The 26038-nt window shown below is 53.3% G+C and carries 22 protein-coding genes, 2 tRNA genes and 3 other RNA genes; 9 read left to right on the forward strand and 18 right to left on the reverse strand.

Annotation, left to right across the window (positions count from 1 at the left end):
• The first annotated feature begins 309 nt into the window (after nucleotides 1-309).
• Nucleotides 310-1611, forward strand: a complete 1302-nt coding sequence (locus tag GKC68_RS09955) for a D-amino acid dehydrogenase (RefSeq protein ID WP_028723474.1) — start codon at nucleotides 310-312, stop codon at nucleotides 1609-1611.
• Nucleotides 1612-1629: 18 nt separating this feature from the next.
• Complete coding sequence (gene dadX / locus GKC68_RS09960; protein ID WP_028723475.1) at nucleotides 1630-2700, forward strand: catabolic alanine racemase DadX; 1071 nt, start codon at nucleotides 1630-1632, stop codon at nucleotides 2698-2700.
• Here dadX and GKC68_RS09965 read toward each other — a convergent pair.
• The 6 genes from GKC68_RS09965 to yeaG all read right to left on the reverse strand — a co-directional run bounded on the left by GKC68_RS09965 (nucleotide 2693) and on the right by yeaG (nucleotide 11435).
• The gene (locus GKC68_RS09965; protein ID WP_028723476.1) at nucleotides 2693-3886 is read right to left on the reverse strand and encodes a multidrug effflux MFS transporter; all 1194 of its coding nucleotides are present in this window, start codon (nucleotides 3884-3886) and stop codon (nucleotides 2693-2695) included. The two genes, dadX and GKC68_RS09965, sit on opposite strands and share 8 nt — an antisense overlap.
• A 121-nt stretch (nucleotides 3887-4007) precedes the next feature.
• On the reverse strand, nucleotides 4008-5474 hold the full coding sequence (gene wbaP / locus GKC68_RS09970) for an undecaprenyl-phosphate galactose phosphotransferase WbaP (protein ID WP_047714976.1): 1467 nt from the start codon (nucleotides 5472-5474) through the stop codon (nucleotides 4008-4010).
• 376 nt (nucleotides 5475-5850) lie between these two features.
• Nucleotides 5851-6084, reverse strand: a complete 234-nt coding sequence (locus GKC68_RS09975) for a DUF1480 family protein (RefSeq protein WP_013025994.1) — start codon at nucleotides 6082-6084, stop codon at nucleotides 5851-5853.
• A gap of 76 nt (nucleotides 6085-6160) precedes the next feature.
• Nucleotides 6161-7888, reverse strand: a complete 1728-nt coding sequence (locus GKC68_RS09980; protein ID WP_028723478.1) for a potassium/proton antiporter — start codon at nucleotides 7886-7888, stop codon at nucleotides 6161-6163.
• 245 nt (nucleotides 7889-8133) lie between these two features.
• Nucleotides 8134-9408, reverse strand: coding sequence for a YeaH/YhbH family protein (locus GKC68_RS09985; RefSeq protein WP_013025992.1), 1275 nt, complete (start codon nucleotides 9406-9408; stop codon nucleotides 8134-8136).
• A gap of 92 nt (nucleotides 9409-9500) precedes the next feature.
• Complete coding sequence (yeaG, locus tag GKC68_RS09990) at nucleotides 9501-11435, reverse strand: protein kinase YeaG (RefSeq protein ID WP_014593835.1); 1935 nt, start codon at nucleotides 11433-11435, stop codon at nucleotides 9501-9503.
• Nucleotides 11436-11855: 420 nt separating this feature from the next.
• On the opposite strand from yeaG, the gene GKC68_RS09995 reads away from it, so the two are divergent.
• Both GKC68_RS09995 and GKC68_RS10000 read left to right on the forward strand, forming a co-directional pair.
• Nucleotides 11856-12605, forward strand: a complete 750-nt coding sequence (locus GKC68_RS09995) for a MipA/OmpV family protein (protein ID WP_047714977.1) — start codon at nucleotides 11856-11858, stop codon at nucleotides 12603-12605.
• 70 nt (nucleotides 12606-12675) lie between these two features.
• The gene (locus GKC68_RS10000; RefSeq protein WP_247103127.1) at nucleotides 12676-13527 is read left to right on the forward strand and encodes an aldo/keto reductase; all 852 of its coding nucleotides are present in this window, start codon (nucleotides 12676-12678) and stop codon (nucleotides 13525-13527) included.
• Nucleotides 13528-13535: 8 nt separating this feature from the next.
• Here GKC68_RS10000 and GKC68_RS10005 read toward each other — a convergent pair whose 3' ends face one another.
• Both GKC68_RS10005 and gapA read right to left on the reverse strand, forming a co-directional pair.
• Entirely contained in the window at nucleotides 13536-14414 is an 879-nt protein-coding gene (locus GKC68_RS10005) for a D-hexose-6-phosphate mutarotase (protein ID WP_028723481.1), read from the reverse strand.
• Nucleotides 14415-14486: 72 nt separating this feature from the next.
• The gene (gapA, locus tag GKC68_RS10010; protein WP_014593833.1) at nucleotides 14487-15485 is read right to left on the reverse strand and encodes a glyceraldehyde-3-phosphate dehydrogenase; all 999 of its coding nucleotides are present in this window, start codon (nucleotides 15483-15485) and stop codon (nucleotides 14487-14489) included.
• Between the two features lie 340 nt (nucleotides 15486-15825).
• Between gapA and msrB the strand changes: the two genes are divergently transcribed.
• The gene (msrB, locus tag GKC68_RS10015; RefSeq protein WP_206114817.1) at nucleotides 15826-16236 is read left to right on the forward strand and encodes a peptide-methionine (R)-S-oxide reductase MsrB; all 411 of its coding nucleotides are present in this window, start codon (nucleotides 15826-15828) and stop codon (nucleotides 16234-16236) included.
• A gap of 2 nt (nucleotides 16237-16238) precedes the next feature.
• Nucleotides 16239-16520: a DUF1315 family protein gene (locus GKC68_RS10020; RefSeq protein ID WP_013025984.1), complete on the forward strand. Its 282-nt coding sequence runs from the start codon at nucleotides 16239-16241 to the stop codon at nucleotides 16518-16520.
• A gap of 83 nt (nucleotides 16521-16603) precedes the next feature.
• Here the strand turns inward: GKC68_RS10020 and pncA are convergent, their stop codons facing one another.
• The 3 genes from pncA to sppA form a co-directional block, all read right to left on the reverse strand.
• On the reverse strand, nucleotides 16604-17212 hold the full coding sequence (pncA, locus tag GKC68_RS10025) for a bifunctional nicotinamidase/pyrazinamidase (RefSeq protein WP_047714980.1): 609 nt from the start codon (nucleotides 17210-17212) through the stop codon (nucleotides 16604-16606).
• A 16-nt stretch (nucleotides 17213-17228) separates the two neighbouring features.
• Nucleotides 17229-18242, reverse strand: coding sequence for an asparaginase (gene ansA, locus GKC68_RS10030; RefSeq protein WP_013025982.1), 1014 nt, complete (start codon nucleotides 18240-18242; stop codon nucleotides 17229-17231).
• An 85-nt stretch (nucleotides 18243-18327) separates the two neighbouring features.
• On the reverse strand, nucleotides 18328-20190 hold the full coding sequence (sppA, locus tag GKC68_RS10035) for a signal peptide peptidase SppA (RefSeq protein ID WP_342656789.1): 1863 nt from the start codon (nucleotides 20188-20190) through the stop codon (nucleotides 18328-18330).
• Between the two features lie 173 nt (nucleotides 20191-20363).
• Between sppA and GKC68_RS10040 the strand changes: the two genes are divergently transcribed.
• The 3 genes from GKC68_RS10040 to GKC68_RS10050 all read left to right on the forward strand — a co-directional run bounded on the left by GKC68_RS10040 (nucleotide 20364) and on the right by GKC68_RS10050 (nucleotide 23376).
• Nucleotides 20364-20915 carry an NAD(P)H nitroreductase gene (locus GKC68_RS10040; RefSeq protein ID WP_047714996.1) on the forward strand — a complete coding sequence of 184 codons (552 nt, stop codon included), beginning with the start codon at nucleotides 20364-20366 and terminating at the stop codon, nucleotides 20913-20915.
• A 248-nt stretch (nucleotides 20916-21163) separates the two neighbouring features.
• Complete coding sequence (locus tag GKC68_RS10045) at nucleotides 21164-23080, forward strand: DNA topoisomerase III (RefSeq protein WP_342656790.1); 1917 nt, start codon at nucleotides 21164-21166, stop codon at nucleotides 23078-23080.
• A 32-nt stretch (nucleotides 23081-23112) separates the two neighbouring features.
• The gene (locus GKC68_RS10050; RefSeq protein ID WP_085980251.1) at nucleotides 23113-23376 is read left to right on the forward strand and encodes a YnjH family protein; all 264 of its coding nucleotides are present in this window, start codon (nucleotides 23113-23115) and stop codon (nucleotides 23374-23376) included.
• Between the two features lie 35 nt (nucleotides 23377-23411).
• Here the strand turns inward: GKC68_RS10050 and xthA are convergent, their stop codons facing one another.
• The 7 genes from xthA to purU form a co-directional block, all read right to left on the reverse strand.
• A complete protein-coding gene (gene xthA, locus GKC68_RS10055) occupies nucleotides 23412-24218 on the reverse strand; it encodes an exodeoxyribonuclease III (RefSeq protein ID WP_047714982.1) in 807 nt (268 codons plus the stop codon).
• 103 nt (nucleotides 24219-24321) lie between these two features.
• Nucleotides 24322-24443: non-coding RNA, RtT sRNA (locus tag GKC68_RS10060), on the reverse strand.
• Between the two features lie 41 nt (nucleotides 24444-24484).
• Nucleotides 24485-24612: non-coding RNA, RtT sRNA (locus tag GKC68_RS10065), on the reverse strand.
• Nucleotides 24613-24653: 41 nt separating this feature from the next.
• Nucleotides 24654-24781, reverse strand: a non-coding RNA gene (locus tag GKC68_RS10070) — RtT sRNA.
• Nucleotides 24782-24823: 42 nt separating this feature from the next.
• Nucleotides 24824-24908, reverse strand: a tRNA-Tyr gene (locus GKC68_RS10075).
• Between the two features lie 35 nt (nucleotides 24909-24943).
• Nucleotides 24944-25028: transfer RNA gene (locus tag GKC68_RS10080), tRNA-Tyr, on the reverse strand.
• Between the two features lie 144 nt (nucleotides 25029-25172).
• The gene (gene purU, locus GKC68_RS10085) at nucleotides 25173-26021 is read right to left on the reverse strand and encodes a formyltetrahydrofolate deformylase (RefSeq protein ID WP_013025975.1); all 849 of its coding nucleotides are present in this window, start codon (nucleotides 26019-26021) and stop codon (nucleotides 25173-25175) included.
• Nucleotides 26022-26038 lie beyond the last annotated feature (17 nt).

Below are 26038 nucleotides of genomic sequence, written 5' to 3' on the forward strand. Positions count from 1 at the left end.
TTAAATAGCTCTACCGACTATATTGCAGGTATTTATTAGCACAATATCCTGTAATTGAGCTAAAGGGCGCGCTTTGAAGGATTCTCCTGAAAGCGGTGGAATTAACTGTAGACAATGTCATTTATGCCTGCTTTTTTCACTATTGGCGCATAACTCTCTGAATTTACGTTCGTGAAATGATTTTAGTTACCTGAGGGTGAAAAAAGAGGTGAAATAGTTGAATTGTTTAGAGGATGTTTCCACTTTGTGATCACACTGAATGTAAACCATTGCACAGTGGATTATGCTTTTTAATTTCGCGGGGGACTTATGCACGTAGTGATTCTTGGGAGTGGCGTAGTGGGGGTAACGAGCGCATGGTATCTGGCGCGTGCCGGACACCAGGTCACCGTGATCGATCGTCAGCCTCAGCCTGCGATGGAAACCAGTGCTGCTAACGCCGGGCAAATCTCCCCCGGTTATGCTGCCCCCTGGGCGGCGCCGGGCGTGCCGCTTAAAGCGATGAAGTGGATGTTTCAGCGCCATGCGCCGCTGGCTATCCGTCTGGACGGCAGTCGCTTCCAGCTCGAATGGATGTGGAACATGCTGCGCAATTGCGATATGCGTCACTACCAGCAAAACAAAAGCCGTATGGTCCGCCTGGCCGAATACAGCCGTGACTGTCTCAAAGCGTTGCGTGCGGAAACCGGCATCGCCTATGAAGGCCGTCAGGGCGGCACGCTGCAGCTGTTTCGAACCCAGCAGCAGTTCGACAGCGCCAGTAAAGACATTGCGGTGCTACGTGAAGCCGGTGTGCCGTATGAATTGCTGGAGGCGCACCAGCTGGCCAGCGTGGAACCGGCACTGGCAGCCACACAGCATAAACTTACTGGCGGCTTGCGCCTGCCTAACGATGAAACGGGCGATTGCCAGCTTTTTACGCAGCGTCTGGCCAAAATGGCTGAGGAAGCTGGCGTTGTCTTCCGGTTTAATACGCCGATCGATCAGCTCCTGCGTGATGGTAATCGTATTTATGGGGTGAAGTGCGGTGAGGAGGTGATCAAGGGTGACAGCTATGTGGTCGCGTTGGGATCCTACTCCACCTCGTTGATGAGAAACATCGTCGATATTCCTGTTTACCCGCTCAAAGGCTACTCCCTGACCCTACCGGTGACCAATCCCGATGCAGCACCGGTTTCAACGATCCTCGATGAGACCTATAAAGTGGCGGTGACACGCTTTGATAACCGTATTCGCGTCGGCGGTATGGCGGAGATTGTGGGTTTTAACACCAAACTGCTTGAGGCGCGTCGCGAAACGCTGGAGATGGTGGTCACAGATCTCTATCCTGAAGGGGGAGATGTCAGTCAGGCCAGCTTCTGGACCGGTCTGCGTCCCATGACGCCAGACGGGACGCCGGTGGTCGGTGCCACGCCGCTTTCGAATCTTTTCCTGAATACCGGCCACGGCACGTTGGGATGGACAATGGCGTGCGGCTCCGGTCAGTTACTGGCTGACGTCATATCCGGTACCTCATCCGCGATAGCCGCGGACGATCTTACCGTCTTTCGTTATTTACCCGGATTTGCGGCAGCCCGATCGCCGCTTCGTAACGTTAACGCAGTACGTTAAGCCTTCAGGGAGAGGAATATGTCACGTCCAATTGTCGCGACCATCGATCAACAGGCGTTGCGACATAATCTGGCGATTGTGCGCCGGGCGGCCCCGACGTCACGCGTCTGGTCAGTGGTAAAAGCCAACGCTTACGGTCATGGCATTGCCCGCGTGTGGGAAAGCCTGTCCGCCACGGATGGTTTCGCGCTACTCAACATGGAAGAGGCCATTTTGCTGCGCGAGCAGGGCTGGAAGAAGCCGATATTGCTGCTTGAAGGCTTTTTTCACCCTGACGATCTGGCATTGATTGATCGCTACCGGCTGACGACCAGCGTGCACAGCAACTGGCAAATTCATGCCCTGGCAAACGCCACGCTCTCTGCGCCCGTTGATCTCTATCTCAAGATCAACAGCGGCATGAACCGACTGGGGTTTCGTCCTGAACAGGTCAACGGAATCTGGCACAAGCTGCGTGCGCTCGAAAATGTCGGAGACATTACTCTGATGGCGCACTTTGCCGATGCGGAAAATCCTGACGGTATCGTCGAGCCGCTTAAGCGCATCGCCCAGGCCACGGAAGGGCTGGACAGTCCGGTGTCATTATCCAATTCGGCCTGCACGTTATGGCATCCTGAAGCGCATTACGACTGGGTACGTCCGGGCATCATTTTGTATGGCGCTTCGCCAAGCGGGAACTGGCAGGATATCGCCAGCAGCGGACTCAAACCGGTCATGACGCTGAGCAGTGAGATTATCGGCGTACAGCAGCTGCAGGCCGGTGATGGCGTCGGCTATGGTTATCGCTATCATGCAACCCAGCCGCAGCGTATCGGCGTGGTTGCCTGCGGTTATGCAGACGGCTATCCACGTCATGCGCCGACAGGAACCCCGGTTGCCGTTGACGGGATGATGACGCAGGTTGTCGGTGCGGTTTCGATGGATATGATAACGGTGGATCTCACGCCGTGCCCGCAGGCTGGCATTGGCTCGCCCGTGGAGTTATGGGGAGAAAATGTCAAAATCGATCAGGTGGCGAAAGCAGCCGGAACGGTGGGCTATGAGCTGATGTGCGCGCTGGCCCCTCGCGTTCCGGTTAAAATCAGTTAACGGCGGTAATCCGGCTTTGCATTTTCTTACTGCAGCGCCAGGCCAGGAAGGCCAGCGCTGCGCCCAGCAGCATCATCAACGTTAATGACAGTTTCTCCGCTACCGGCAGAGCCACCACGAGCAGGCTGCCTGCGGCGCCTCCCGCCATCTGGATAAATCCCTGCAGCGCCGAGGCCACGCCTGCCTGCTGCTGATAGGGTTCCAGCGCATAGCTGGTGGCTGGCCCAACGGTGAAAGCCAGCCCGGCTACGGAGACCGCCACCGGGAACATATACAGCGCCCAATGGTATTGCAGGCTGTCAGGCAACAAGGTCATTCCCGCCACGAGCAGAACGGCACCCGTCAACATGGTGATAAAACCGATGGCAAGGCAAAACGGTCGGCCCGCTTTGCGAATCGCTTTATTCACCACCACGCTGACCAGCATGATCCAAAAACCATTTGCACCAAAGGCAAACGAGAAGGCCAGAGGCGAAAGTCCCCCTTCAGTCATTAACACCTGTGGGGCCAGCGAGACATAGGTCAGCACCATCCCCAGCGCGCCAGCATTGGCAAAGGCAAAGGCCAGAAAGCGCGGCTGGCGGAGAATCGCGGCATACTGGTTTACCGGAAGGCCCTTCACGCGCAGCGTATCCGCCGGACGTGTTTCAGGCAGCCAGATGATGACCATCATCATCACGACTGCCGCATAGGCGCACAGGAACCAGAACGGCGCACGCCAGTCGAAGGCGCTGGCCAGAATGCCACCCAGCAACGGCGCCAGAGCCGGCACAATATTCAGTGCCCCGTTCAGGAAGCCGTAAGCCCGGGCGGCGTCATCACCACTGAGTCGGTCACGCACGCCGCTAAAAGCCACAACCGCGCTGCAGCAGACCGCGCAGCCTTGAACCAGGCGGGCAATTAAAAACAGCGGGAAGGCGGTCGCCGTGGCAGCGATGGCGCTGCCGACGATGTAGAGCGCCAGGCCCAGCAAGGCGACAGGCTTACGGCCATAGTTGTCGACCAGCGGCCCACTGACCAATTGTCCCAGCCCCATAATCAGTAAGAAAAGCGGGATCGTGGTTTGTACCAGGGCGACGGGCGTCGATAAGCCTTCAGCGATCTGCGGCAGCGTGGGTAAATAGAGATCAATGCCTAAAGGTGCCAGCAGCACCAGGCTCAATAGCAATAAGGTATATTTTTGCATAGCAACCAGAGGGTAAACGTTCGATAAGGCGAGGAAAAAGGGTAATGATTAACAGCGAAAAAGGAAAGCAAATTACCTGGAGAAATGGCGATGCCTGCGGAAACAGGCATCGAATGCTAAATCAGTACGCGCCGTCGCGGCGGAAAACCACACCGGCCGTTTTAAACAGGATGGCGATGTCTGTCCATAACGCCCAGTTTTTTACATACCAGGAGTCGAAATAGACGCGGGTGTCGTAATCGATATCGTTACGTCCGCTGACCTGCCATAGCCCGGTCATACCCGGTTTCGCCATCAGGTAGTAATCCACATCGCCGGCGTAGCGCTCAAGCTCAGCCTCAATCACCGGACGCGGCCCCACCAGGCTCATCTCCCCGCGGATCACGTTCCACAGCTGGGGCAGCTCATCCAGGCTGGTTTTACGCAGGAAGCCGCCGATGCGGGTAATACGCGGATCCTTCTTGAGCTTAAAGTCTTTGTCCCATTCCCGACGCGCGTCTTCACTGGTTGCCAGCAAGCGTTCCAGCACCTCTTTGGAATTGGTCACCATTGAGCGGAACTTCAGACACTTGAACTTTCTGCCATCCTGCCCGATACGTTCGTGACCATAGATGGCATTGCCCCCATCACGCTTGACCATATAGCAGAGCAGGGCAAAGACCGGTGCCAGGAACAGCAGCAGTAACGACGCCACAACAATATCGAAACTGCGCTTCAGGAAACGTGACGAATGCTTTGCCAGGTTATTACTGACGCGCAAAATCATCACTTCATGGCTAAAGATAAACGACATGTCCGTGCCGTAAAGCGGAACGCCACGCAGGGTCGGGATGACCGATACTGAACGGCAGTTCATTTTTGACAGAAACTTCAACCAGCGATCGCGCTCCGGCTGCTGCTCGTACTCCATCGCGACAATAAACTGCACGTTGTCGCGATCGATGGTGCTCCAGTTAATATCGTTGGCAGAAATGACCGGTACGCCATTCACGCTTTGCTGCAGCGGCGCATCTTCTACGGAAATAAATGCCTGAACGTTATATCCCAGGATTTCTTCACTTTGTAAGGCCGCATAGGCTTCGGTAGCGTTGCGGCCAGAGCCGATAATGATGGTTTCTTTTTGCCACTGACCGGCTTTATTAATGGCACTTTTCACGCCTGCACGCAGCAGCGGCAGCAGCAGCAAGGCATAGCTCCAGCTGAACACCCACACCATGCGCGAGAAGTCCCATTTAGAAAACGCGATTAATGCCAGATCGAGCAGGGAGAAAACAACCAGTGTTTTCACAATTTCTTTCAGTTCGAACCAAAAGGGTTTGCGGTAGGTGTAGTGACGCAGGCGCATCCAAAACCAGCCGGTACATAATACCGACATAATAAACTGCGCAATAAAACGGTTTTCAATTTGATGCGGCGGAATAAACGCATCCAAATCTCCCCAAATACCCTGCACGGTAGCGGCAGAGAGAAACAGCGCCAGATTCAGCGCAATAAGGTCTGAAAAACTCAGTGCAAATTTTACCAGAATATTCTTACGAAGACCGCTCCATGAGCGACTCGCATTGTTTATTACCATTGTACTTGCCATAAAACCTGCTCTCTTAATTAAGTAAAAGATGGCCTGACCAGAATCAAGTACGCGTTCAGGGGTTAACGACTGAAAACCCCAAACCGGGATGTTTTCAGTTTGTTACAGTCATTAGAGCCATTGATGCTACAAATAAACCGTTACTAAGCGTGATTTGAATCACGTAAAATTGCAGCACTGAAAGAGAGTATGCAGGAGATATTTGACAGAGTTAATACGGAAGAATTCTTAAAAAACCAGGTGATAATTGCGCAGGATGGGCTTAAATGGCTGATTTGGAAAATAATATTTTAAAAGTATAACCTGTAAGCAGTACGGCCAGGGCCACTTTTTAGGAATTACCGCCAAATCAACTGACTGGCGGTAATACTCAGGCTCAGGCCGGTTCTTTTAATACCCACCGGTCTTGCTGCTTGTCGTAGTGAGCGATATGTAAAATGACCTCTTTATCGTCGATCCATGCCGGCACGCTGGTGTCGTGATCCCAGCCGTCGAGCTGATAGCTCAGACCGGGGTTGGTGTGGCAGGGAATACTCACTGTCAGCGGTTTTTCGCTGCTGAATTCTGCATCGACAATTTCGTAGCGACCAATTTTAACCACGTGACCCATGGATAACTCCCGTTTTCACTGAATGTTATAAAAGCGTAGTGCAATTCAGCCTGTTTAACGCGCCAGCGAAGTAAGATTATTCTTTGTCTTCACTTGGGCGCACACCAATTTTCACAATCTGATTATCTTCTTTTTCCGCCACGGTCCAGGTCAGTTGATTCCATTCAACCTGATCGCCCACGACGGGCGTGCCACCCAGCATGCCAAGCATCAGCTGCCCGAGCGATTGTTGAGCATTGGTTTGTTCGTCCAGTTCAAGGCCGTAGATTTGCGCCACATCGTTCAGGCGCGCGTCGGCATCCAGAATAAAGTCACCAAAGAAGCGCTGATCCAGCGCGACGGGCGGCGACTGACTGAACATTTTTCCTAGTGCAGGCAGGTCACGCTCACGTCCAATTACGCAGATAACGTCGTTTTCTTTTAATCGCGTCGCCCCGTTGGGATGCATCAGCACATTATCCCGAAACAGGGCAGCAATGCGGGTTTCACGCGGCATCTGTAAATCACGCAGCGCAGCGCCTACGCACCATTTGTCGGCACTGAGCTGGTAAACAAACTGCTCCCAGGGATTTTCCGGGTGGATATCTAACCCAATTCGGCTGACAGGCGATGCCGTGGGTGGTACCACCACTTTGGCTTTTTTTGCCGCATAGCCCAGAGAGGTGCCCTGCAGCATCAGGGAGACCAGCACGACAAAGAAGGCGATGTTGAAATAGAGGGATGCGTTTTCAAGTCCGGCCATCATCGGGAATACCGCCAGGATAATTGGAACCGCGCCCCGCAGGCCTACCCAGCTGATAAAAATCCGTTCACGCCCTGTAAAACCGCGGAAGGGCAACAGGCCGATAAATACTGAGAGGGGACGCGCGACCAAAATCAACCACAGGGAGAGGATCATTGCCGGAACCGCAATATGCCAGAGATCGGAAGGCGTGACTAACAGGCCCAGCACGATAAACATCCCTATCTGGCTGAGCCAGGCCATACCGTCAAAGGTTTGCAGAATGCCAAAGCGGTTGCGGATGGGGCTGTTACCCAATAAAAAGCCGCACAGATATACGGCCAGAATGCCGCTGCCTTCCAGCACCGTTGTCAGGGCGAACACCAGAATTCCGCCGCTGAGTGCCAACAAGGGATACAGGCCGGGTGCCAGATTGATGCGGTTAATGAGCTGCTGCAGGGCCCAGCCGCCGCCCAGTCCCAGCACGATGCCCAGGCCAAACTGCTGGATGAGATGCACGATAAACATCCAGTCGAGACCGGTTTTGCCCTGTTCGATCATTTCAATCAGCGTAATGGTCAAAAACACGGCCATGGGATCGTTGCTGCCTGACTCAATTTCCAGTGTTGCGCTGACGCGCTCGTTAAGGCCTTTATCCCCAAGCAGTGAAAAAACGGCTGCCGCATCGGTTGAGCCGATAATGGCACCGATCAGAAAGCCCTGCATCATATCCAGTCTGAAGAGCCAGGCTGCGACCAGGCCGGTCAGGCCAGCCGTAATTATTACGCCTACCGTTGCCAGTGACAGGGCCGGCCCCAGCGCCACCTTGAAGGAGCTGGCTTTGGTACGCATTCCACCGTCCAGCAGGATAATCGCCAGCGCAAGGTTAGAGATAAGGTAAGCGGCGGGATAGTTATCGAAGGCGATGCCGCCAATGCCATCCACGCCGGCCAGCATGCCCAGTGCCAGAAATATCACCAGAATAGGAATGCCAAGACGAGATGAAAAAGAGCTGAGTAAGATACTCGACGCAACCAGCACGGAGCCAATAATAAAAAGACTATAAACAATAGTGTGGTTCAAACGCGGTCTCCTGAGATTCGGCAGTCAATGTCAGCTAATGTGTAGAAACATCCATGCTATCTTTGCAAGATAATGTTTTATCAATGAGTTGTCATGGTCATTTTGCAATTTATATCGATTGCTAATGCCTTGGTTGATCCGGTTAAACGATATTAATAGAGGAGTTGGAGGAGTTGTTGCAGGAAAGGCCATGTTTTAACAGGTTATTACGCAAAAAAAAGCCGACAGAGCGTCGGCTTGATGTGTCAGGCTTCCATCGCCTGCTTGTGAAACAGTTCACGGAAGACCGGATAGATATCCTCCGGCTCGCGAATGTGCTGGATCGCAAAGTTATCAAATACAGACTGCAGGTGTTCATATTCGCGCCACAGTGTTTGATGCGCGCGACGCGTAATTTCAATGTAGGTGTAGTAGCGGACGACCGGTAAAATGTTCTTTGCCAGAATCTCATGGCACAAGGGGGAATCGTCGGCCCAGTTGTCGCCATCGGACGCCTGCGCGGCATAGATATTCCACTGTGCCGGATCGTAACGCTCTTTCACCACGTCATCCATCAGCTTAAGGGCACTCGACACGATAGTCCCGCCGGTTTCCTGTGAATAGAAAAACTCCTGCTCATCAACTTCTTTCGCCTGAGTATGGTGGCGAATGTAGACCACCTCGACATTTTTATAGGTTCGACTCAGGAACAGATAGAGCAAAATATAAAAACGTTTTGCCATGTCCTTGGTGGCCTGATCCATTGAACCCGAAACGTCCATCAGACAGAACATGACGGCCTGGCTGGACGGCTCAGGGCGTTTTTCAAAATTTTTATAGCGTAAATCAAACGTATCAATGAAAGGCACCCGATCGATACGTGCTCGCAGCTCGGCAATTTCTTTGCGTAAGCGCTCCTCTTCGAGCAACTGAGCCGGTTCAGATTTTTCAACCGTCGTCAGCGCATCCTCAAGCTCATGCAACTGGCGGCGCTTACCTGCGGTCATCGCCGTACGGCGCGCCAGCGAGTTCTGTAGCGAGCGTACCACGCTGATGTTGGCCGGAACGCCATTAGACGTAAAACCGGCGCGGTGGGTTTTATACTCATTCAGCTGACGATGCTGGTTTTTACGCAGGTTGGGCAGGGCCAGATCTTCAAACAGCAGGTCCAGATATTCGTCTTTGGAAATCTGAAAAACAAACTCGTCCTGACCTTCACCGTCCTGACCGGCGTTGCCCTGGCCTGAACCGCTGCCACCGCCGCCCTGCGGCCGCTCCACGCGGTCATTTTGCACAAAGTGATCGTTGCCGGGATGGACGCGATGGCGCTGCCCGCCGCGTCCCTGATGGAAAATCGGTTCGTTGATGTCATCAATCGGAATAGAAACGGATTCGCCACTGCTGACGTCGGTGACCGAGCGTTTGTTAATGGCCTCGGAGATCGACTGCTTAATCTGAGACTTGTAACGACGCAAGAAGCGCTGGCGGTTGACCGCGCTCTTGTTTTTACCGTTTAGTCGGCGATCGATAAAATAGGCCATGATGTTCCCCCAAACTACATTGCAAGCAGGCCGGGTTGTCCCGACCTTAAGAGACCGGTGCTATCCCGCACCGGTTTGCTTACAGACTCTGATCAGGACGATTTACGCACGCGCAGATACCATTCGCACAGCAGGCGAACCTGTTTGCGGGTATAGCCTTTTTCCATCATGCGATCGACAAAATCATCGTGTTTCTTCTGCTCATCCGTAGAGGTTTTCGTGTTAAACGAAATAACCGGCAACAGCTCCTCGGTGTTTGAGAACATTTTTTTCTCAATCACCGTACGCAGTTTCTCATAACTGGTCCAGTTTGGATTGCGGCCGTTATTGTGCGCACGCGCACGCAGCACAAAATTGACAATTTCATTGCGGAAGTCTTTAGGATTACTAATCCCCGCAGGCTTCTCGATTTTTTCCAGTTCAGCATTAAGCGATTCGCGGTCAAAAAGCTGTCCGGTGTCAGGGTCACGATATTCCTGATCCTGAATCCAGAAGTCGGCATAGGTAACATAGCGATCGAAAATATTCTGACCATATTCGGAATAGGATTCCAGATAAGCCGTCTGAATCTCTTTGCCAATAAACTCAGCGTATTTAGGAATTAAATAACCTTTAAGGTGCTCAAGGTATTTTTCCGCCTGCTCTTGTGGGAACTGCTCGCGTTCAATTTGCTGCTCCAGCACATAAAACAGGTGAACAGGGTTAGCTGCCACTTCAGTGTGATCGAAGTTGAAGACGCGGGACAGAATCTTAAAGGCGAAACGCGTTGACAGCCCGTTCATCCCTTCGTCAACGCCGGCGTAATCATGATACTCCTGCCAGGACTTCGCCTTGGGATCGGTATCTTTCAGGCTTTCACCGTCATACACGCGCATTTTTGAGTAGATACTGGAGTTATCCGGGTCTTTAAGTCGCGAAAGAATAGAGAATCTCGCCAGCGTTTCCAGGGTGCCTGGTGCGCAAGGCGCGGTAGAGAGCTCACTGTGGTTCAGCAGCTTCTCGTAAATCTTAATCTCTTCAGACACGCGCAGGCAGTAAGGCACCTTGACAATATAAACACGGTCAAGGAACGCCTCGTTGTTTTTGTTGTTGCGAAACGTCACCCACTCCGATTCGTTCGAGTGGGCCAGAATGATACCGTTAAACGGCAGGGCGGAAATGCCTTCGGTACCGTTGTAGTTACCTTCCTGAGTGGCGGTCAACAGGGGATGTAGCACTTTGATCGGTGCTTTAAACATCTCCACAAACTCCATGATGCCCTGGTTAGCCCGGCACAGCGCGCCCGAGTAGCCGTAAGCATCGGGATCGTTCTGGGCATGGTTTTCCAGTTTACGAATGTCCACCTTGCCGACCAGCGCGGAGATATCCTGGTTGTTTTCGTCGCCCGGCTCTGTTTTAGCAATGGCTAACTGCTCCAGAATCGACGGCCACACTTTCACCACTTTAAAGCGGGTGATATCCCCGCCGAAATCATGGAGGCGTTTAGCCGCCCATGGCGACATAATGGTGCCAAGGTAGCGACGCGGCACGCCATACTCTTTCTCCAGAATATTGGCGTCTTCCTGAGGATTGAACAGGCACAGTGGATGATCGTTAACCGGGCTCCGTTCGCCATCAGCGCTCAACACATAGATAGGAACGCGTTGCATCAGGGATTTGAGACGTTCCGCCAGCGAGGATTTACCGCCCCCGACCGGACCCAGCAGATAGAGAATTTGTTTCTTCTCTTCAAGGCCTTGTGCCGCGTGTTTCAAATAAGAGACGATCTGTTCAATCGCTTCTTCCATACCGTAAAACTCTTCGAACGCCGGGTAACGGCCCATTACCCGGTTAGAAAAGATTCTGGAAAGACGTGGCTCCTGAGCGGTGTCCACCATCACGGGTTCACCGATTGCCATTAACAGTCGCTCTGCGGCGTTGGCGTATGCACTGCGATCCTGTTTACAGATTGTCAGAAATTCCTGCAGTGTGAACTCTTCGTCCTTGGCAGCTTCATAACGCTGACGATAATGATCGAATATATTCATAGCGATGCCCGTCCTTTCGTTTTTAGCACAGGTAAAGGAGCAATAATCAGTGCTCGTACAGCTCCCGGAAGATATTATCTGTTAGTACAGCAACCCTTATGCCAACCTGATCATTGTTATCGGGATGCACAACATTTATGACGACACTCTTGCAACAAAACCTCGGGTATTAAGTTTAACTGTAGAAGGCATTCAGAAAATTTCATCATAGATTTTTGATTAGTGAGCCACATATCAATAACAAAATCATTTTGTTGCGAAACCTTTTTGACAGCGTAATGGCGAATCTGTGATGCCTCCAACCCGGTTATGCCACATTCCGCCATAAATGCGGTAGATGATTTTCATATAAGGTTAATTCAGTCTGTAAAAAGGGTTAGACTGTATGTGTGATTGTTATATTTATGGAATGAATAAATTGTGAACCAATTCAAACTTAACACGCTTATCGCGCTTATACCTTGTTATTTTCTGGGGCATTCAGTACAGGCCGCACCTTTATCGCTTGGCGCATCAGTGATTTATGCCCAGTCGCCCTACCGGGGTGGGCAGGACCGCTATTTGCCGGTGCCCATCATCAATTATGAAGGCGAAAACTTCTGGTTTAACACGCTGCAGGGCGGCTATTACCTGTGGAAAGACCCGCAGGATCAGCTGTCTCTGACCCTGCTCGGCTCGCCCCAGGAATATGACCCAGGTGATAACGATCTGGGGGATATGAAAGGGCTGGATAAGCGCCGTATGACGCTGATGGGCGGGGCAACCTACCGACATACTGCAGACTGGGGAATTATCCGTACCTCACTGCTGGGCGACCTGCTCAACAACAGCAACGGGATCATCTGGGACCTGACCTATCTCTACCGCTTCAACTTCGGTGACTTTACCCTGACACCGGGCATCGGGGCGATGTGGAATAGCGCGAACCAAAACCGCTACTACTATGGTGTTTCCGGCAATGAGAGCGATCGCACCGGCATCAGCCGCTACCATCCAGATGACAGCTGGTCGCCCTATGCTGAGCTGAATGCCAGCTACAGTATTACGCCGCAGTGGAATGCCAACCTGTCCGGTCGCTACACACGTTTTGCCAGTGAAATCAAAGACAGCCCTATGGTCGACAAAAGTGGCCAGTTTACAATCTGGACCGGTGTCAGTTACCGCTTCTGATTTGCACCTTAAGAGGGCAGGCATTGCCCTCTGAACGTTTGTCTGCTCTACAACAGTGCAGGAGAGTCAAATGGCACAACGTCTCAATGTTGCGGGTCATCAGGGTATCCCGGCTATTGGCCTTGGAACCTGGTATATGGGCGAGGACAGCGCTCGCCGTCAGCAGGAAGTCACCGCGCTTCAGGCGGGTCTGGATGCGGGCCTGAAAATTATCGATACGGCAGAAATGTATGCCGACGGCAGGGCGGAAGAGGTGGTCGGCGAGGCCTTAAAAGGGCGCCGCGATAGCGCGCTGCTGGTATCGAAAGTCTACCCATGGAATGCCGGTGAAGAGGATGCGATAGCGGCCTGCGAAGCCAGCCTGCGCCGTTTGCAAACCGACCGTATTGATCTCTATCTGCTGCACTGGCGCGGCAGCGTCCCGTTGGAGGAGACGATTCGCGCCATGCAAAGGCTTCAGCAGCAGGGGAAGATTGTTCACTGGGGCGTTTCAAATTTTGACAGCGATGACATGGACGCGCTCTGGGCTGAACCCGGTGGCGAAGCCTGTGCGACGAACCAGGTCCTTTACCATCTCGGCTCTCGCGGTATCGAGTATGACCTGCTACCGCAGTGTCAGCAGCGTGCTGTGCCGGTCATGGCATATTGTCCGCTGGCCCAGGCAGGGCGGCTGCGCAGCCAGCTCTTTTCTGAGCCCACGCTGGTCGCATTGGCTGAGCAGAAAGGCGTGACGGTTGCACAGCTGCTTCTGGCATGGGTCATCCGCGTGCCCGGCGTGATGGCTATTCCTAAAGCCAGTTCCCTTCAGCACGTCCGGGAAAATGCCGCGGCACTGGATATCACCCTAAGTGATGAGGCGCGTTTCCTGATTGACAAGGCTTTCCCGCCACCGCGGCATAAAATGCCCCTGGACGTGGTGTGAATTAAGCGTTAATTCGCTTTCCCTTTCAGACGGATCGTGGTGGCCAGCCGGGCCGGTTTTTCGCCCGCGCTGCGCAACGGCTTGCTGATTCGCGCCGTTTCCACGCACACCATGGTTTTATACCCTTCGTTGGGCATGTCCGACATACTGCAGGAGAGTTCCACGCCGGGGTTCCACGTGACAACGTCACTATGATGGTGATGATAGACTTCAATCTGGCGCTTTCCAGCCTGATCGTTAATCACCGAACAGTCATTAGCCGAGGTGAAAATACGGTCAACCCGGGTGGTAAAGCGCTGTTTGCCCTCGCCCGTGCCGGGCTGATTGTCGTTAACCTTGTCGATATAGTGCTCACCCAGTCCCGATACCTCTACGCCGTTGATATCCGCCACGTTAAAGTAGCTGTGCAGGGCGGCGGTGGACGTGTAGTCGCCATAGGCTTCCAGTTCGATCTCACAGTGCTGCCCGAGGCGGAAACGGGCAATTAGTGTGAATTCATGTGGCCATAGCTTTAAGGTTTGCGGCTGGCTTTCCAGCACCAGCGTCAAGATAACGCCATCTTCGTTTTCGTCATGGGCAGAAAGCGTCCACGACTGGTTACGAGCAAAACCGTGTGCGGGTTCGCCTGCGGGGCCAAACCAGGGCCAGCAGATTGGAATGCCGCCTCGAATCGCTTTGCCTGGTGAGAAGGGGCTTTTGTCACTTAGCCACAGGACAGGTTTCTCCCCGCTAGGCTGCCAGGCGATGAGATGCGCGCCCTGTAACGTGATGGCTGCCCGCACGCGGGGATGACTGACGACGATAGCCGGAAGTTCGCCCACCTGGCGCTGTGACAGGTACGGCGTAATCTGTTTAATGACGGGAAGAGAAAAAAGTTTGTCTTGCATGCCTGACTCCTTTCGAAAGGGATCAAAAAAAGGGTGACCGAAGTCACCCTTATTATCTGGTGTCTGGCTGCCTTATTTAGCAGAAACCAGCGCAATCAGGTCGAGAACTTTGTTTGAATAACCGGTTTCGTTATCGTACCAGGAAACCAGTTTAACGAAGTTGTCATTCAGCGCGATACCCGCTTTAGCATCAAATACTGACGTCAGCACTTCGCCGTTGAAGTCGGTAGAAACCACGTCGTCTTCAACGTAGCCCAGAACGTCTTTCATTTCGCCTTCTGCTGCAGCTTTGATCGCTGCACAGATTTCTTTGTAAGAAGCGGCTTTTTCCAGACGAACGGTCAGGTCAACAACAGAAACGTTTGGCGTCGGAACGCGGAACGCCATACCCGTCAGCTTGCCATTCAGTTCAGGCAGCACTTTACCTACGGCTTTAGCCGCACCGGTAGAGGAAGGGATGATGTTCTGAGACGCGCCACGACCGCCACGCCAGTCTTTGTGAGACGGGCCATCAACGGTTTTCTGCGTTGCAGTCGTTGCGTGAACGGTGGTCATCAGACCTTCCACGATACCGAACTTGTCATTGATCACTTTAGCCAGTGGTGCCAGGCAGTTAGTGGTACAAGAGGCGTTAGACACGATGTCCTGGCCCTGGTATTTGTCGAAGTTTGCGCCACGAACAAACATTGGGGTGTCATCTTTAGACGGACCGGTCAGAACAACTTTCTTAGCACCTGCAGTGATGTGCTTACGTGCGGTTTCGTCGGTCAGGAAGATACCGGTTGCTTCAGCAACGACGTCAACGCCGACTTCATCCCACTTCAGGTTTGCCGGATCTCTCTCAGCAGTAACACGGATTTTCTTACCGTTAACAACCAGAGCGCCGTCCTGTACTTCAACGGTGCCGTCGAAGCGGCCGTGAGTAGAGTCGTACTTCAGCATGTACGCCATGTAATCAGCGTCCAGCAGGTCGTTGATAGCAACGATTTCGATGTCAGAGCGCTGTTGAGCAGCACGGAAAACGATGCGACCGATACGGCCAAAACCGTTGATACCTACTTTGATAGTCATATATTCCACCAGCTAGTTGTTAGTGAATAAAAGGTTGGCTGTAAAATTACAAAAACCTTACCAGGCGTCAAGCGGAATCGTGTCAATTGTTGCGACAGGTCAATCCACCAGACAGGAATTATTTGAGGCGCAACCGCTTGCGCTCATCGGCAAATGGCGTGCTCTGTTGAATCCTTCGCCGAATATATAGGGATATGTCAGAGAAAAGGTGATCAAGTTCACAAATCCACCTTGCGAGATACTGACTGAAGGGTTGAGCACAAAAAAAGACCCGATTAATGTTGATCGTTTGTTAGAATACTAGTCGATTTTTACAGAATGACACCCCGGAATTGCTCAAATGCCTAAAGAAACCGCACCCGAAGCAAAAATTGCCCAACTGACTGAGATGCAACGCTATGTGACGCAGCAGAGGGGAACGGAGCCGCCTTACAGCGGTGCCCTGCTGCATAACAAGCAGGAAGGGATTTATCACTGCCTGGTCTGCAATGCGCCGTTGTTTTTGTCTGAAACCAAGTACGATTCAGGTTGTGGCTGGCCGAGTTTTTATCAGCCAGTCAGCGACGAGGCGATTCGCTATCTGGACGACCATTCCCATGGTATGCAGCGTACCGAAATCCGCTGCGGCAGCTGTGATGCGCATTTGGGGCATGTTTTCCCGGATGGCCCCCAGCCGACAGGCGAGCGTTACTGCGTCAATTCGGCCTCGCTGAACTTTACGGATCAGCAGGGTGAGGAGACCCAAGGATAATCATGAAACAGCAACTTGAAGCCATGCTTGAAGCCCTGACGCCTGAAATTTATGAGCGTCTGGTTGTGGCCGTTGAAACCGGAAAATGGCCGGACGGCGTAGCGCTTACCCAGCAGCAGCGTGATAACAGCCTGCAACTGGTGATGATGTGGCAGGCACGTCATAACGATGCACCTCAGCATATGACCATCGGGAAAGATGGTGAGATGGTTACTAAATCGAAAAGACAGCTGAAAGAAGAGTTTGGTATCGAACCCGACGTCACGCGTATCAACCTGCATTGAGTCTGATTAGGTGCTTCTGCCAGGGGGCTGACAGAAGCGTTTAGCGTGTGTAACGGGCTGGCACGCTGCCAGCCCGGCGCACGTCAGATAATGACCGCCCCCTGCGCGGCCATCTGAGCCAGTGCGATGTCGCTGTCTTCAGGATTCAAATTCACGCCACGGCAGCCTTCGGCGACTACCTCTACCTGGTAGCCCAGTTCCAGTGCATCCAGAACGCTGTATTTCACACAGTAATCGGTTGCCAGCCCCAGCATAACCAGATGGCTGATGCCGCGTTCACGTAACCAGCTGTCCAGCTCCGTTTTACGGCGATGACCGTTATCAAAAAAAGCGCTGTAGCTGTCGACATCCTGATCCTGGCCCTTGTGAAAAACAGCATCAAACAGGCTGCGATCAAGACCAGGATGAAAATCAGCCCCCGCCGAATGCTGAACACCATGATCTGGCCACCAGATTTGAGGCAAACCGTTGAGCTCACCCTGGGTATAAACCGGCTCGCCCGAGACAGATGCAAAACTGCCATGATCGGCCGGGTGCCAGTCCTGCAGGGCCACTACGCATTCACCTTTATCGTGAAAGGCTCGGGCATAGCGATTTGCGACCGCGACAGTGTGATCGCCTTCTTTAACGGCCATTGGGCCGCCGGGGCAAAAGTCGTTCTGAATATCGATAATGATCAGTGCCCGTTTCATTCCCGTTTGCTCCGTTTTAGTCTTCTGTCAGTTCGCCACGCAGGTTTTGCTGCATTTTGGCACGGATTTGCTCGCTTGAAAGATCCTGACTTAACAGATAGTGAAGTTTGGTCAGGGCCGCTTCCACCGTCAGATCAAACCCGCTGATCACGCCTGCATGCTCCAGCGCATTGCCCGTCGCGTAGCCGCCCATATTAACTTTGCCGGAAATACACTGCGTCAGGTTAACGACCACAATGCCGCGCTCGCTGGCCTGCTGCAGTTCAGAGAGAAACTCTGCGTTCTGCGGCGCATTCCCCACGCCATAAGAGCGCAGAATAAGGGCTTTGACCGGCTGGCGCAGGAAGTTGCGCACCACATCGGCGGAAATGCCGGGGTAAATGGTGACCACGCCAATCGGCTGGGGCGTAATGGTATGCACGATGAGTTCACCTTTGCCCTGAGGCGCGGGTGGCGTGTTCAGACGACGAATGTGGATACCGGCTTCCAGCAGCGCAGAAAGGTTGGGTGAGGCAAAGGCATTAAACCCATCGGCATGCGCTTTTGTGGTGCGGTTACCGCGATAGAGCGTGTTGTTGAAAAACAGCGTCACTTCATTAACCGGATAATTAGCGGCGACATAGAGTGAATTCAGCAGGTTTTGCTGACCGTCAGAGCGCAGTTCTGCCAGGGGAATTTGCGAGCCCGTTACGATGACAGGCTTGGCCAGGTTCTCCAGCATAAACGACAGGGCGGAGGCGGTAAAAGCCATGGTATCTGTGCCATGCAGAATCACAAAACCGTCGTAGCGATCGTAATTACGCCGGATATCTTCAGCAATTGACTGCCAGTCCTGAGGCGTCATATCGGACGAGTCGATCAGGGGCTGATATTCGTGAATCGTAAAGTCAGGCATTTCCGGGCGGTGAAATTCCGGCATCTTTGCCAGCTCTTGCTGCAGGTGACCCGAAACCGGAATATACCCTTGAGCGGAACGTTGCATACCGATAGTACCGCCCGTATAGGCAACGTAAATGTTTTTCTTTTGCATAGGTGTACTCAGACTTGCCGTAAAACGCGCAGTATAAGGGCAATGGCAGGGAAAAGCAGCCCGACCAGCGGTCGGGCTGAGAGGTTTATCGCACTTCGCCGCAGGTCAGGCAGAAGGCATAACGGTTTTGTGGATCGTTCATATGGTCGAACAGGCCGGGCTGGCGTCGCATTGCACTCATGACGTCGAACATCGGCGCAGGCAGCCAGGCTTTGAGCGGGTCAGGCAGAACAGCCTGAACGGAAGCATTCATTTGATTCAGCATCAAATCAATAAAGCCGGGATCTTCCTGGTACCAGTCAAGCTGCGGCTGGGAAACCTTTGCCAGTTCGGCGGCTTTTTTCACCGCGTCATCAAAATCCCCCAGCGCATCGACCAGGCCATTGGCTTTGGCATCACTGCCGGTCCACACATGTCCCTGGGCGATAGCGTCAATTTGCTCTGGCGTTTTATGGCGCGAGGCGGCAACCAGACCAACAAAGTTGCGATAGCCGTTTTCGATGGTCAACTGCATGAGCTGTTGAACTTCGGAGGGCAGCGCCTTAGTGCTGGCGACGTCCGCCAGCGGCGATGTCGCTACGCCGTCCGTGTGCACACCAATACTGGCCAGACTGTTCTCCAGGGTATTAATTACGCCGAAGATGCCAATAGAGCCGGTCAGGGTATTTGGGCTGGCGATGATGTAGCTGGCTGGTGTTGAAATCCAGTATCCACCGGATGCCGCCATGCCGCCCATTGACACCACTATCGGTTTCCCGGCCGCTTTCGCTGCAGCCAGTTCGGCACGAATGGCCTCCGAAGCCGTCACGCTACCGCCCGGGCTGTTGACCCGAAGAATGATCGCTTTGATCTTCGGATCCAGACGTGCATCACGAATCTGCGCCGCCGTGGTATCGCCCCCGACGTTGCCCGGCGTTTCATCGCCATCCATGATGGCGCCGCTGGCCAGGATCACGGCAATATTGCCTTTCTGCTGGGTGGCGTCCGGTTTCACGTTGTAGTCATAAATACTGACGCTGCGATAATCGCTGCTCTGCTTATCGAAACCAAAAGTTTTGATTAACATCTGATCGGCATCGGCCCGTGAACCCAGAACGTCGACCAGTTTGTTATCCAGCGCGTATTGACCCGTGTCACCTTTAACGGCCTGCAGACCGGCGATAATGGCCGTTGCGCCGGGGAACAGCTGCTCAGGCGTAATCTGACGGTTAGCCGATACGGTGTTCAGGTAATTTTGCCAGAGTTGACCAACCCAACGGGTATCTGCATCGCGCGCTGCAGGTGACATATCGTCGCGCAGGAAAGGCTCAACGGCAGACTTATAGGTTCCAACACGAAAGACGTGTGAATTGACTTTCAGCTTTTCAAGCAGCGTTTTGTAGTACAACCCGTTGGTGGCGAAACCATGCAGGTCAACCGTACCCTGAGGCGAGAGGTAGATTTTTGTTGCGTAGCTTGCAAGGTAGTACTGAGCCTGGCTGTAGCTGTCGCCCAACGCATAAATCGGCTTACCGCTTTCCCTGAATTCGCGCAGCGCTTTGCCCACATACTGCAGCGAGGGCTGATCGCCACCGGCAAAGTCCCGCAGGTCCAGCACCATACCTTTGATATTGTTATCATCCTTTGCCTGACGAATCGCATCGACCACGTCAAACAGGGAGTTTTCCTGCAGCCGGTCGCTGCTGGTGCCTAACAGCTGACGGCCAATTTTGCTCAGGCGATTACTGACGGAAGGCTTATCGACCAGCACACCTGTCAGGTCAACTTTTAACGCATCTTGCTGTACAGGAGCAGAATGACTGCCTGAGCCACTGACCTGAAGCCAGATCCCGACACACACGACAATTAAAAAAATCAGGAATAAATTAAGAATTAATTCCCTGATAAAGTTTAGCACTCGCCAGATCCCGCGGAACAGGCCAGCAATTATTCGCCACAATGTGCGCATCACACTCTCCATATTGATATAACCGGAAATCGCCGCCTAGCGGTCCAGGTCTCCGTTGACGACCTCATCCTAAAGAGCGGCGCAACAAAAGTCAGCAGGAAATCACCCTGGACTGTTACAAAAAATCCACCTGTGCCAGGATTATGCATGCTTTTACCCCACTGGAGAAAAACATGGATGCACTTGAATTACTGGTTAATCGCCGTTCGGCTTCCCGTCTGGCGGATCCGGCTCCCGGCGGCGAGGCGCTGGATAACATTCTGCGCGCAGCCATGCGCGCGCCCGATCACGGCACCTTACAACCGTGGCGCTTTATCATAGTTGAAAACAGTGGCCGCGATCGCTTAAGTCAGCTTCTGGAAAAGGCGGCACGTGACAATCAACTGGATGAAAAGGCCATTAATAAAGCCAGCCAGGCTCCATATCGTGCCCCAATGATCATCACGGTTGTGGCCCACTGTGAACTGAACCACAAGGTGCCACGCTGGGAGCAAATTGCCTCTGCTAGCTGTGCCGTGATGGCCATGCAAATGGCCGCGGTCGCACAGGGATTCAATGGTATCTGGCGAAGTGGCGCCTGGACTGACGATCCCCAGGTCCGCGATGCCTTTGGCTGCCGCGAGCAGGATGCGATTGTGGGCTTTCTCTATTTAGGCACGCCCCAGCTGAAATCCAGCACCACCGTAATTCATCCCGACACTGCGCCGTTTGTGCGCTATTTCTGATCGCCCTGAGCGGCTTTGCGCGGTTATTGTGCGAACAGTTCAGCATTGTACCCGGCGCGCTTATCAGCAGCGTGCTGCCAGGCTACCATAGCGCTGCTTCATCTGGCAGCGCATACGCTTTTCCAGCCTGTGCGCATGATGTAACCGGTCCTGAGGCTAAGGCGCAGGCATCATGTTGCCGACTGTTCGTTGACCGGTAGTGCGTTGTCATCATTGTTGTTTGCTGACGTTAAGGATTACCCGATTTAATGCGTTTGTTTATTGCAGAGAAACCCAGCCTTGGACGGGCCATTGCCGATGTACTGCCGAAACCGCACCGGCGTGGTGAGGGCTTTATCGCCTGCGGCAATGACCAGATTGTCACCTGGTGCGTGGGGCATTTACTGGAGCAGGCGCAGCCTGATGTATACGACAGCCGCTATGCGCGCTGGTCGCTGGTCGATCTGCCGATTATTCCTGAGAAATGGCGTCTGCAGCCACGCCCTTCGGTGGCAAAACAACTCAAAGTGGTGGAGGGCTTGCTGGCCAAAGCCGATGAAGTGGTCCACGCTGGCGACCCGGACAGGGAAGGCCAACTGCTTGTGGATGAAGTGCTGGATTACCTGCAGCTTCCCGCCGAGAAACGCAGCAAAGTGCAGCGCTGTCTGATTAACGACCTCAACCCACAGGCTGTGGAGCGGGCTATCAACCGGCTGCGTGAGAATCGCGAATTTATTCCCCTCTGCGTGTCCGCTCTGGCGCGAGCACGTGCCGACTGGCTTTACGGTATTAATATGACCCGCGCCTGGACGCTGCTGGGCCGGAATGCGGGCTATGATGGCGTGCTGTCCGTTGGACGAGTACAAACGCCGGTGTTGGGGCTGGTGGTGCGACGGGATGAAGAGATCGCGAATTTCATCCCGAAGGACTATTTTGAAGTGAAAGCGCACATCGTCACGCCGGATGAGAGCCGGTTTACCGCCAACTGGATCCCCAGTGAAGCCTGTGAACCCTGGCAGGATGAAGAAGGTCGCCTGCTGAAACGCTCACTGGCGGAACATGTGGTGGCGCGCATCAGCGGTCAGCCCGCCCTGGTTACCGCCTACAGTGACAAGCGAGAAAACGACATTGCGCCGTTACCGTTTTCACTCTCCAGCCTGCAAATCGAGGCGGCAAAGCGCTTTGGTTTGAGTGCGCAGGCGGTTCTGGATATCTGCCAGCGGTTATATGAAACTCACAAGCTGATCACCTATCCACGTTCTGATAGCCGTTACTTACCCGATGAGCATTTTGCCGGCCGTCATGCGGTGCTCAATGCGATCCAGTCCCATCAACCCGATCTTACGCCGCCAGCGGACTTTGATGCAGACCGAAAAAATCGCTGTTGGGATGACAAAAAAGTGGATGCGCACCACGCCATTATTCCTACCGCGCGCGCCAGCGCAGTAAAACTTAATGAAAACGAACAGCAGATTTATGGACTGGTTGCGCGTCAGTATTTGATGCAGTTTTGTCCGGATGCCGTGTACCGCAAATGCACCATCGATCTGGATATCGCGGGCGGTAAATTCGTGGCTAAAGCGCGCTTTCTGGCGGAAGCGGGCTGGCGTGCGCTATTGGGGGGCAAAGAGCGCGATGAAGAAAACGATGGCATGCCGCTGCCTGTTGTGGCGAAAGACGATGAGCTGCTGTGCGAGCGGGGTGAGGTGCTGGCGAAACAGACTCAACCGCCGCGCCACTTTACCGACGCGACCTTGCTGTCGGCCATGACCGGCATTGCGCGCTTTGTGCAGGATAAAGAATTAAAGAAAGTGCTCCGTGCGACCGATGGTTTAGGAACGGAAGCCACGCGCGCAGGCATTATTGAATTACTGTTCCGTCGTTCGTTTTTGCATAAGAAAGGGCGCTATATTCATTCTACTGAGGCAGGCCAAGCGCTGATCCACTCGCTACCGGATCTCGCTGCCAGGCCCGATATGACGGCGCAATGGGAATCAACCCTGACGCGTATCAGTGAAAAGGCCTGTCGCTATGATGAATTTATGCAACCCTTGGTGCAGACGCTGAGCGGGCTTATTCAGCAGGCGCGACAGCAGCCCTCGGGACAGGCGTTTCGTGGTTTACCGTCCACCGGCCAAAAACGTCCACCGCGTAAAGCAGGGCGTAAAACGAAGGAAACTGAATAATGAGTAAATCAGCCTGGCTAATTCTGGTTGCAATGGCTGCCTGCAGCCCCGCGCATGCTAACTATCATCAGCAGGGCGCAGCAGGTGGCACCAATACCGATGTGATCGTGGATATGCCACCGGAAGTCTGGACGCAGGGGCAAAACCGACAGCAAAATTGTCTGCAGTGCTGTATTTTTGAAAACCGAAATTACACAGAAGGCGCAGTGGTGAAATCGGAAGGTGTTCTGCTACAGTGCGCGCGCGATGAGAAGTCGTTGGGAACCAATAATCTGATTTGGAAAATAGTGAAATAAGGACGCGTGGCATTTCACCACGCGTCAGGAACCTGTCAGAAGCGGAAGGTTGACCAGACCGGCGCATGGTCGGACGGTTTTTCCATACCGCGAATCTCGTAATCGATGCCTGTTTCAATACAGTGTGAGGCCAGCCCGGTGCTGGCCAGCAGCAAATCGATACGCAGACCGCGATTGTCATCAAAGCCTTTTGAACGGTAGTCGAACCACGAAAACCGATCGTTAATCTCAGGGTTTTGTGCCCGCCAGGTATCAACAAGGCCCCAGCTGAGCAGGCGCTCCATCCATTCACGTTCTTCCGGCAGAAAAGAACATTTACCGGTACGCAACCAGCGCTTGCGACTGTCTTCTCCGATACCGATATCAAGATCGGTGCTGCTGATATTCATATCACCCATGATCAGTACCGGTTTATCGGCCGCCAGGCTGTCGCTCAGGTAGCTTTGCAAATCGCGATAAAACTTCTCTTTCGCCGGAAATTTTGTCGGGTGGTCACGGCTCTCGCCCTGAGGGAAATAGCCGTTAATTACCGTAATATCGCCAATCGGGCTGGGGATCTCCGCCATGATCAACCGACGCTGAGCATCGTCGTCATCTCCCGGGAAGCCGCGTCGTACGGATACCGGCTGGACTTTGGTCAGCAGCGCCACGCCGTAGTGGCCTTTTTGGCCATGGTAGAACACGTTGTAGCCCAGCTTAGCCACGTCTTCTAAGGGGAACATATCGTCATGAACTTTGGTCTCCTGCAGTCCGATGACGTCCGGCTGATGTTTTTCTACCAGCGCTTCAAGTTGGTGAGGGCGAGCCCGCAAGCCGTTAATGTTGAATGAAATAAATTTCATGAGATGACCTTCAGCGAATGATAGGCAGGATGGTAGCGATTTTTACAGGAAAAGTCATGGCAGTGCAGGGCAATTTCAGCGAGTGGTGGACAGGCTCAGTCAGAAAAGCGGGAAGCAGGTTTAGAAGAATGTTTCACCCTGCGGGCTGCGCTTGCGCGCGTTGTCTCGCGCTGCTCGACCCGAACCTTAGTCGAAGGTTCTCATCCCTCTCCCCGAAGAAGATGATAATAAATGTCTTTATTTGGGAGGGAGTGCAATATACGAGATGGTGGTGGGAGAAGGATGATTCGGCGCGTTGCGCCTCACCCTGCGGGCCGCGCTGACGCGCGTTGTCTCGCTCTGCTCGACCCGAACCTTGATCGAAGGTTCTCATCCCTCTCCCCGAAGAAGATGATAATAAATGTCTTTATTTGGGAGGGAGTGCAATATACGAGATGGTGGTGGGAGAAGGATGATTCGGCGCGTTGCGCCTCACCCTGCGGGCCGCGCTGACGCGCGTTGTCTCGCTCTGCTCGACTCGAACCTTGATCGAAGGTTCTCATCCCTCTCCCCGAAGTACTATGATGGTTTGGTTTTGTTTGGGCAGAAGGGCAGAATTTTCATGATGGTGGTGGGAGAAGGATTCGAACCTTCGAAGTCTGTGACGGCAGATTTACAGTCTGCTCCCTTTGGCCGCTCGGGAATCCCACCGGGGATAATCTGTGTGTTCAGGCAGCAGGTTCAGATGGTGGTGGGAGAAGGATTCGAACCTTCGAAGTCTGTGACGGCAGATTTACAGTCTGCTCCCTTTGGCCGCTCGGGAATCCCACCAGGGACTGAATTGTTGTGCTCTGAAGCGGGGCGCATCATACCAAATGCGCCATGACTGTAAAGCGACGACTGGCAAAAGGTAAATCGTTTGCCCACTTTTTGCCCGTAGCGCTGGAATGTCAGCCAATCCAGCGCCGTTTACGCTTAAAGAATAATCGTGCGGTTACCATAAACAAAAACACGCTGGCCTAATACTTTATCCAGCGCGCGGCTCAGCACGTTTTTTTCGACGTCGCGTCCGGCCCGCATCATCTCTTCGGCGGTGTAACTGTGATCGACATTGATCACGTCCTGCATGATGATCGGGCCTTCATCAAGGTTATCGTTAACGTAGTGTGCGGTTGCGCCAATGATTTTTACACCACGTTCGTAAGCCTGATGGTAAGGCCGTGCGCCGATAAAGGCCGGCAGGAAAGAGTGGTGAATGTTAATAATCTGATTTGGGTAGCGCTGCACAAAGCCCGGCGTCAGCACGCGCATGTATTTGGCAAGCACCACATAGTCGGGCTGATAACGATCAATCTCGTCCGCCATACGGTTGTCATGCTCTTCGCGCGACAAGCCTTCGTGGCTGACCAGAACAAACGGAATATCGAAACGCTCTACCAGCGAACGCAACGTGTCGTGATTACCGATAACGGCAGCGATCTCCATATCGAGGCCGCCAAATGCACTCTTCATCAGCAGGTCGCCAAGGCAGTGTGCTTCTTTGGTAATGAGAATCACAACACGGCGACGGCCTGCGCTATGCAGTTCACGCACGGAACCTTGCGGAAGGGCACTGTCGAGATCGGCCAGTAGGGTGGTGTCGTTAAAAATCCCCTCCAACTCTGTGCGCATGAAAAAACGCCCGGTGCGATGGTCAACAAACTCATTGTTTTGCACGATATTCAGTTCGTGCTTGTAACAAATATTGGTGATTTTGGCGATCAGACCTTTTGCATCGGGACAAATGGTTCGTAAAACTTTTCTTTGCATGGTTTGCGCTTGCATCTCAATCAGAGTCCTGT

Origin of the sequence: Pantoea sp. RSPAM1 (assembly GCF_038816185.1) — a bacterium.
GTDB lineage: Bacteria > Pseudomonadota > Gammaproteobacteria > Enterobacterales > Enterobacteriaceae > Pantoea > Pantoea ananatis.

Bases quoted from the DNA above. Each gene is read 5' to 3' on its own strand.
- GKC68_RS09955 (WP_028723474.1), top strand. From the start codon at position 310: ATGCACGTAGTGATTCTTGGGAGTGGCGTAGTGGGGGTAACGAGCGCA.
- dadX (WP_028723475.1), top strand. From the start codon at position 1,630: ATGTCACGTCCAATTGTCGCGACCATCGATCAACAGGCGTTGCGACAT.
- GKC68_RS09965 (WP_028723476.1), bottom strand. From the start codon at position 3,886: ATGCAAAAATATACCTTATTGCTATTGAGCCTGGTGCTGCTGGCACCT.
- wbaP (WP_047714976.1), bottom strand. From the start codon at position 5,474: ATGGCAAGTACAATGGTAATAAACAATGCGAGTCGCTCATGGAGCGGT.
- GKC68_RS09975 (WP_013025994.1), bottom strand. From the start codon at position 6,084: ATGGGTCACGTGGTTAAAATTGGTCGCTACGAAATTGTCGATGCAGAA.
- GKC68_RS09985 (WP_013025992.1), bottom strand. From the start codon at position 9,408: ATGGCCTATTTTATCGATCGCCGACTAAACGGTAAAAACAAGAGCGCG.
- yeaG (WP_014593835.1), bottom strand. From the start codon at position 11,435: ATGAATATATTCGATCATTATCGTCAGCGTTATGAAGCTGCCAAGGAC.
- GKC68_RS10000 (WP_247103127.1), top strand. From the start codon at position 12,676: ATGGCACAACGTCTCAATGTTGCGGGTCATCAGGGTATCCCGGCTATT.
- GKC68_RS10005 (WP_028723481.1), bottom strand. From the start codon at position 14,414: ATGCAAGACAAACTTTTTTCTCTTCCCGTCATTAAACAGATTACGCCG.
- gapA (WP_014593833.1), bottom strand. From the start codon at position 15,485: ATGACTATCAAAGTAGGTATCAACGGTTTTGGCCGTATCGGTCGCATC.
- msrB (WP_206114817.1), top strand. From the start codon at position 15,826: ATGCCTAAAGAAACCGCACCCGAAGCAAAAATTGCCCAACTGACTGAG.
- GKC68_RS10020 (WP_013025984.1), top strand. From the start codon at position 16,239: ATGAAACAGCAACTTGAAGCCATGCTTGAAGCCCTGACGCCTGAAATT.
- pncA (WP_047714980.1), bottom strand. From the start codon at position 17,212: ATGAAACGGGCACTGATCATTATCGATATTCAGAACGACTTTTGCCCC.
- ansA (WP_013025982.1), bottom strand. From the start codon at position 18,242: ATGCAAAAGAAAAACATTTACGTTGCCTATACGGGCGGTACTATCGGT.
- sppA (WP_342656789.1), bottom strand. From the start codon at position 20,190: ATGCGCACATTGTGGCGAATAATTGCTGGCCTGTTCCGCGGGATCTGG.
- GKC68_RS10040 (WP_047714996.1), top strand. From the start codon at position 20,364: ATGGATGCACTTGAATTACTGGTTAATCGCCGTTCGGCTTCCCGTCTG.
- GKC68_RS10045 (WP_342656790.1), top strand. From the start codon at position 21,164: ATGCGTTTGTTTATTGCAGAGAAACCCAGCCTTGGACGGGCCATTGCC.
- GKC68_RS10050 (WP_085980251.1), top strand. From the start codon at position 23,113: ATGGCTGCCTGCAGCCCCGCGCATGCTAACTATCATCAGCAGGGCGCA.
- xthA (WP_047714982.1), bottom strand. From the start codon at position 24,218: ATGAAATTTATTTCATTCAACATTAACGGCTTGCGGGCTCGCCCTCAC.
- purU (WP_013025975.1), bottom strand. From the start codon at position 26,021: ATGCAAGCGCAAACCATGCAAAGAAAAGTTTTACGAACCATTTGTCCC.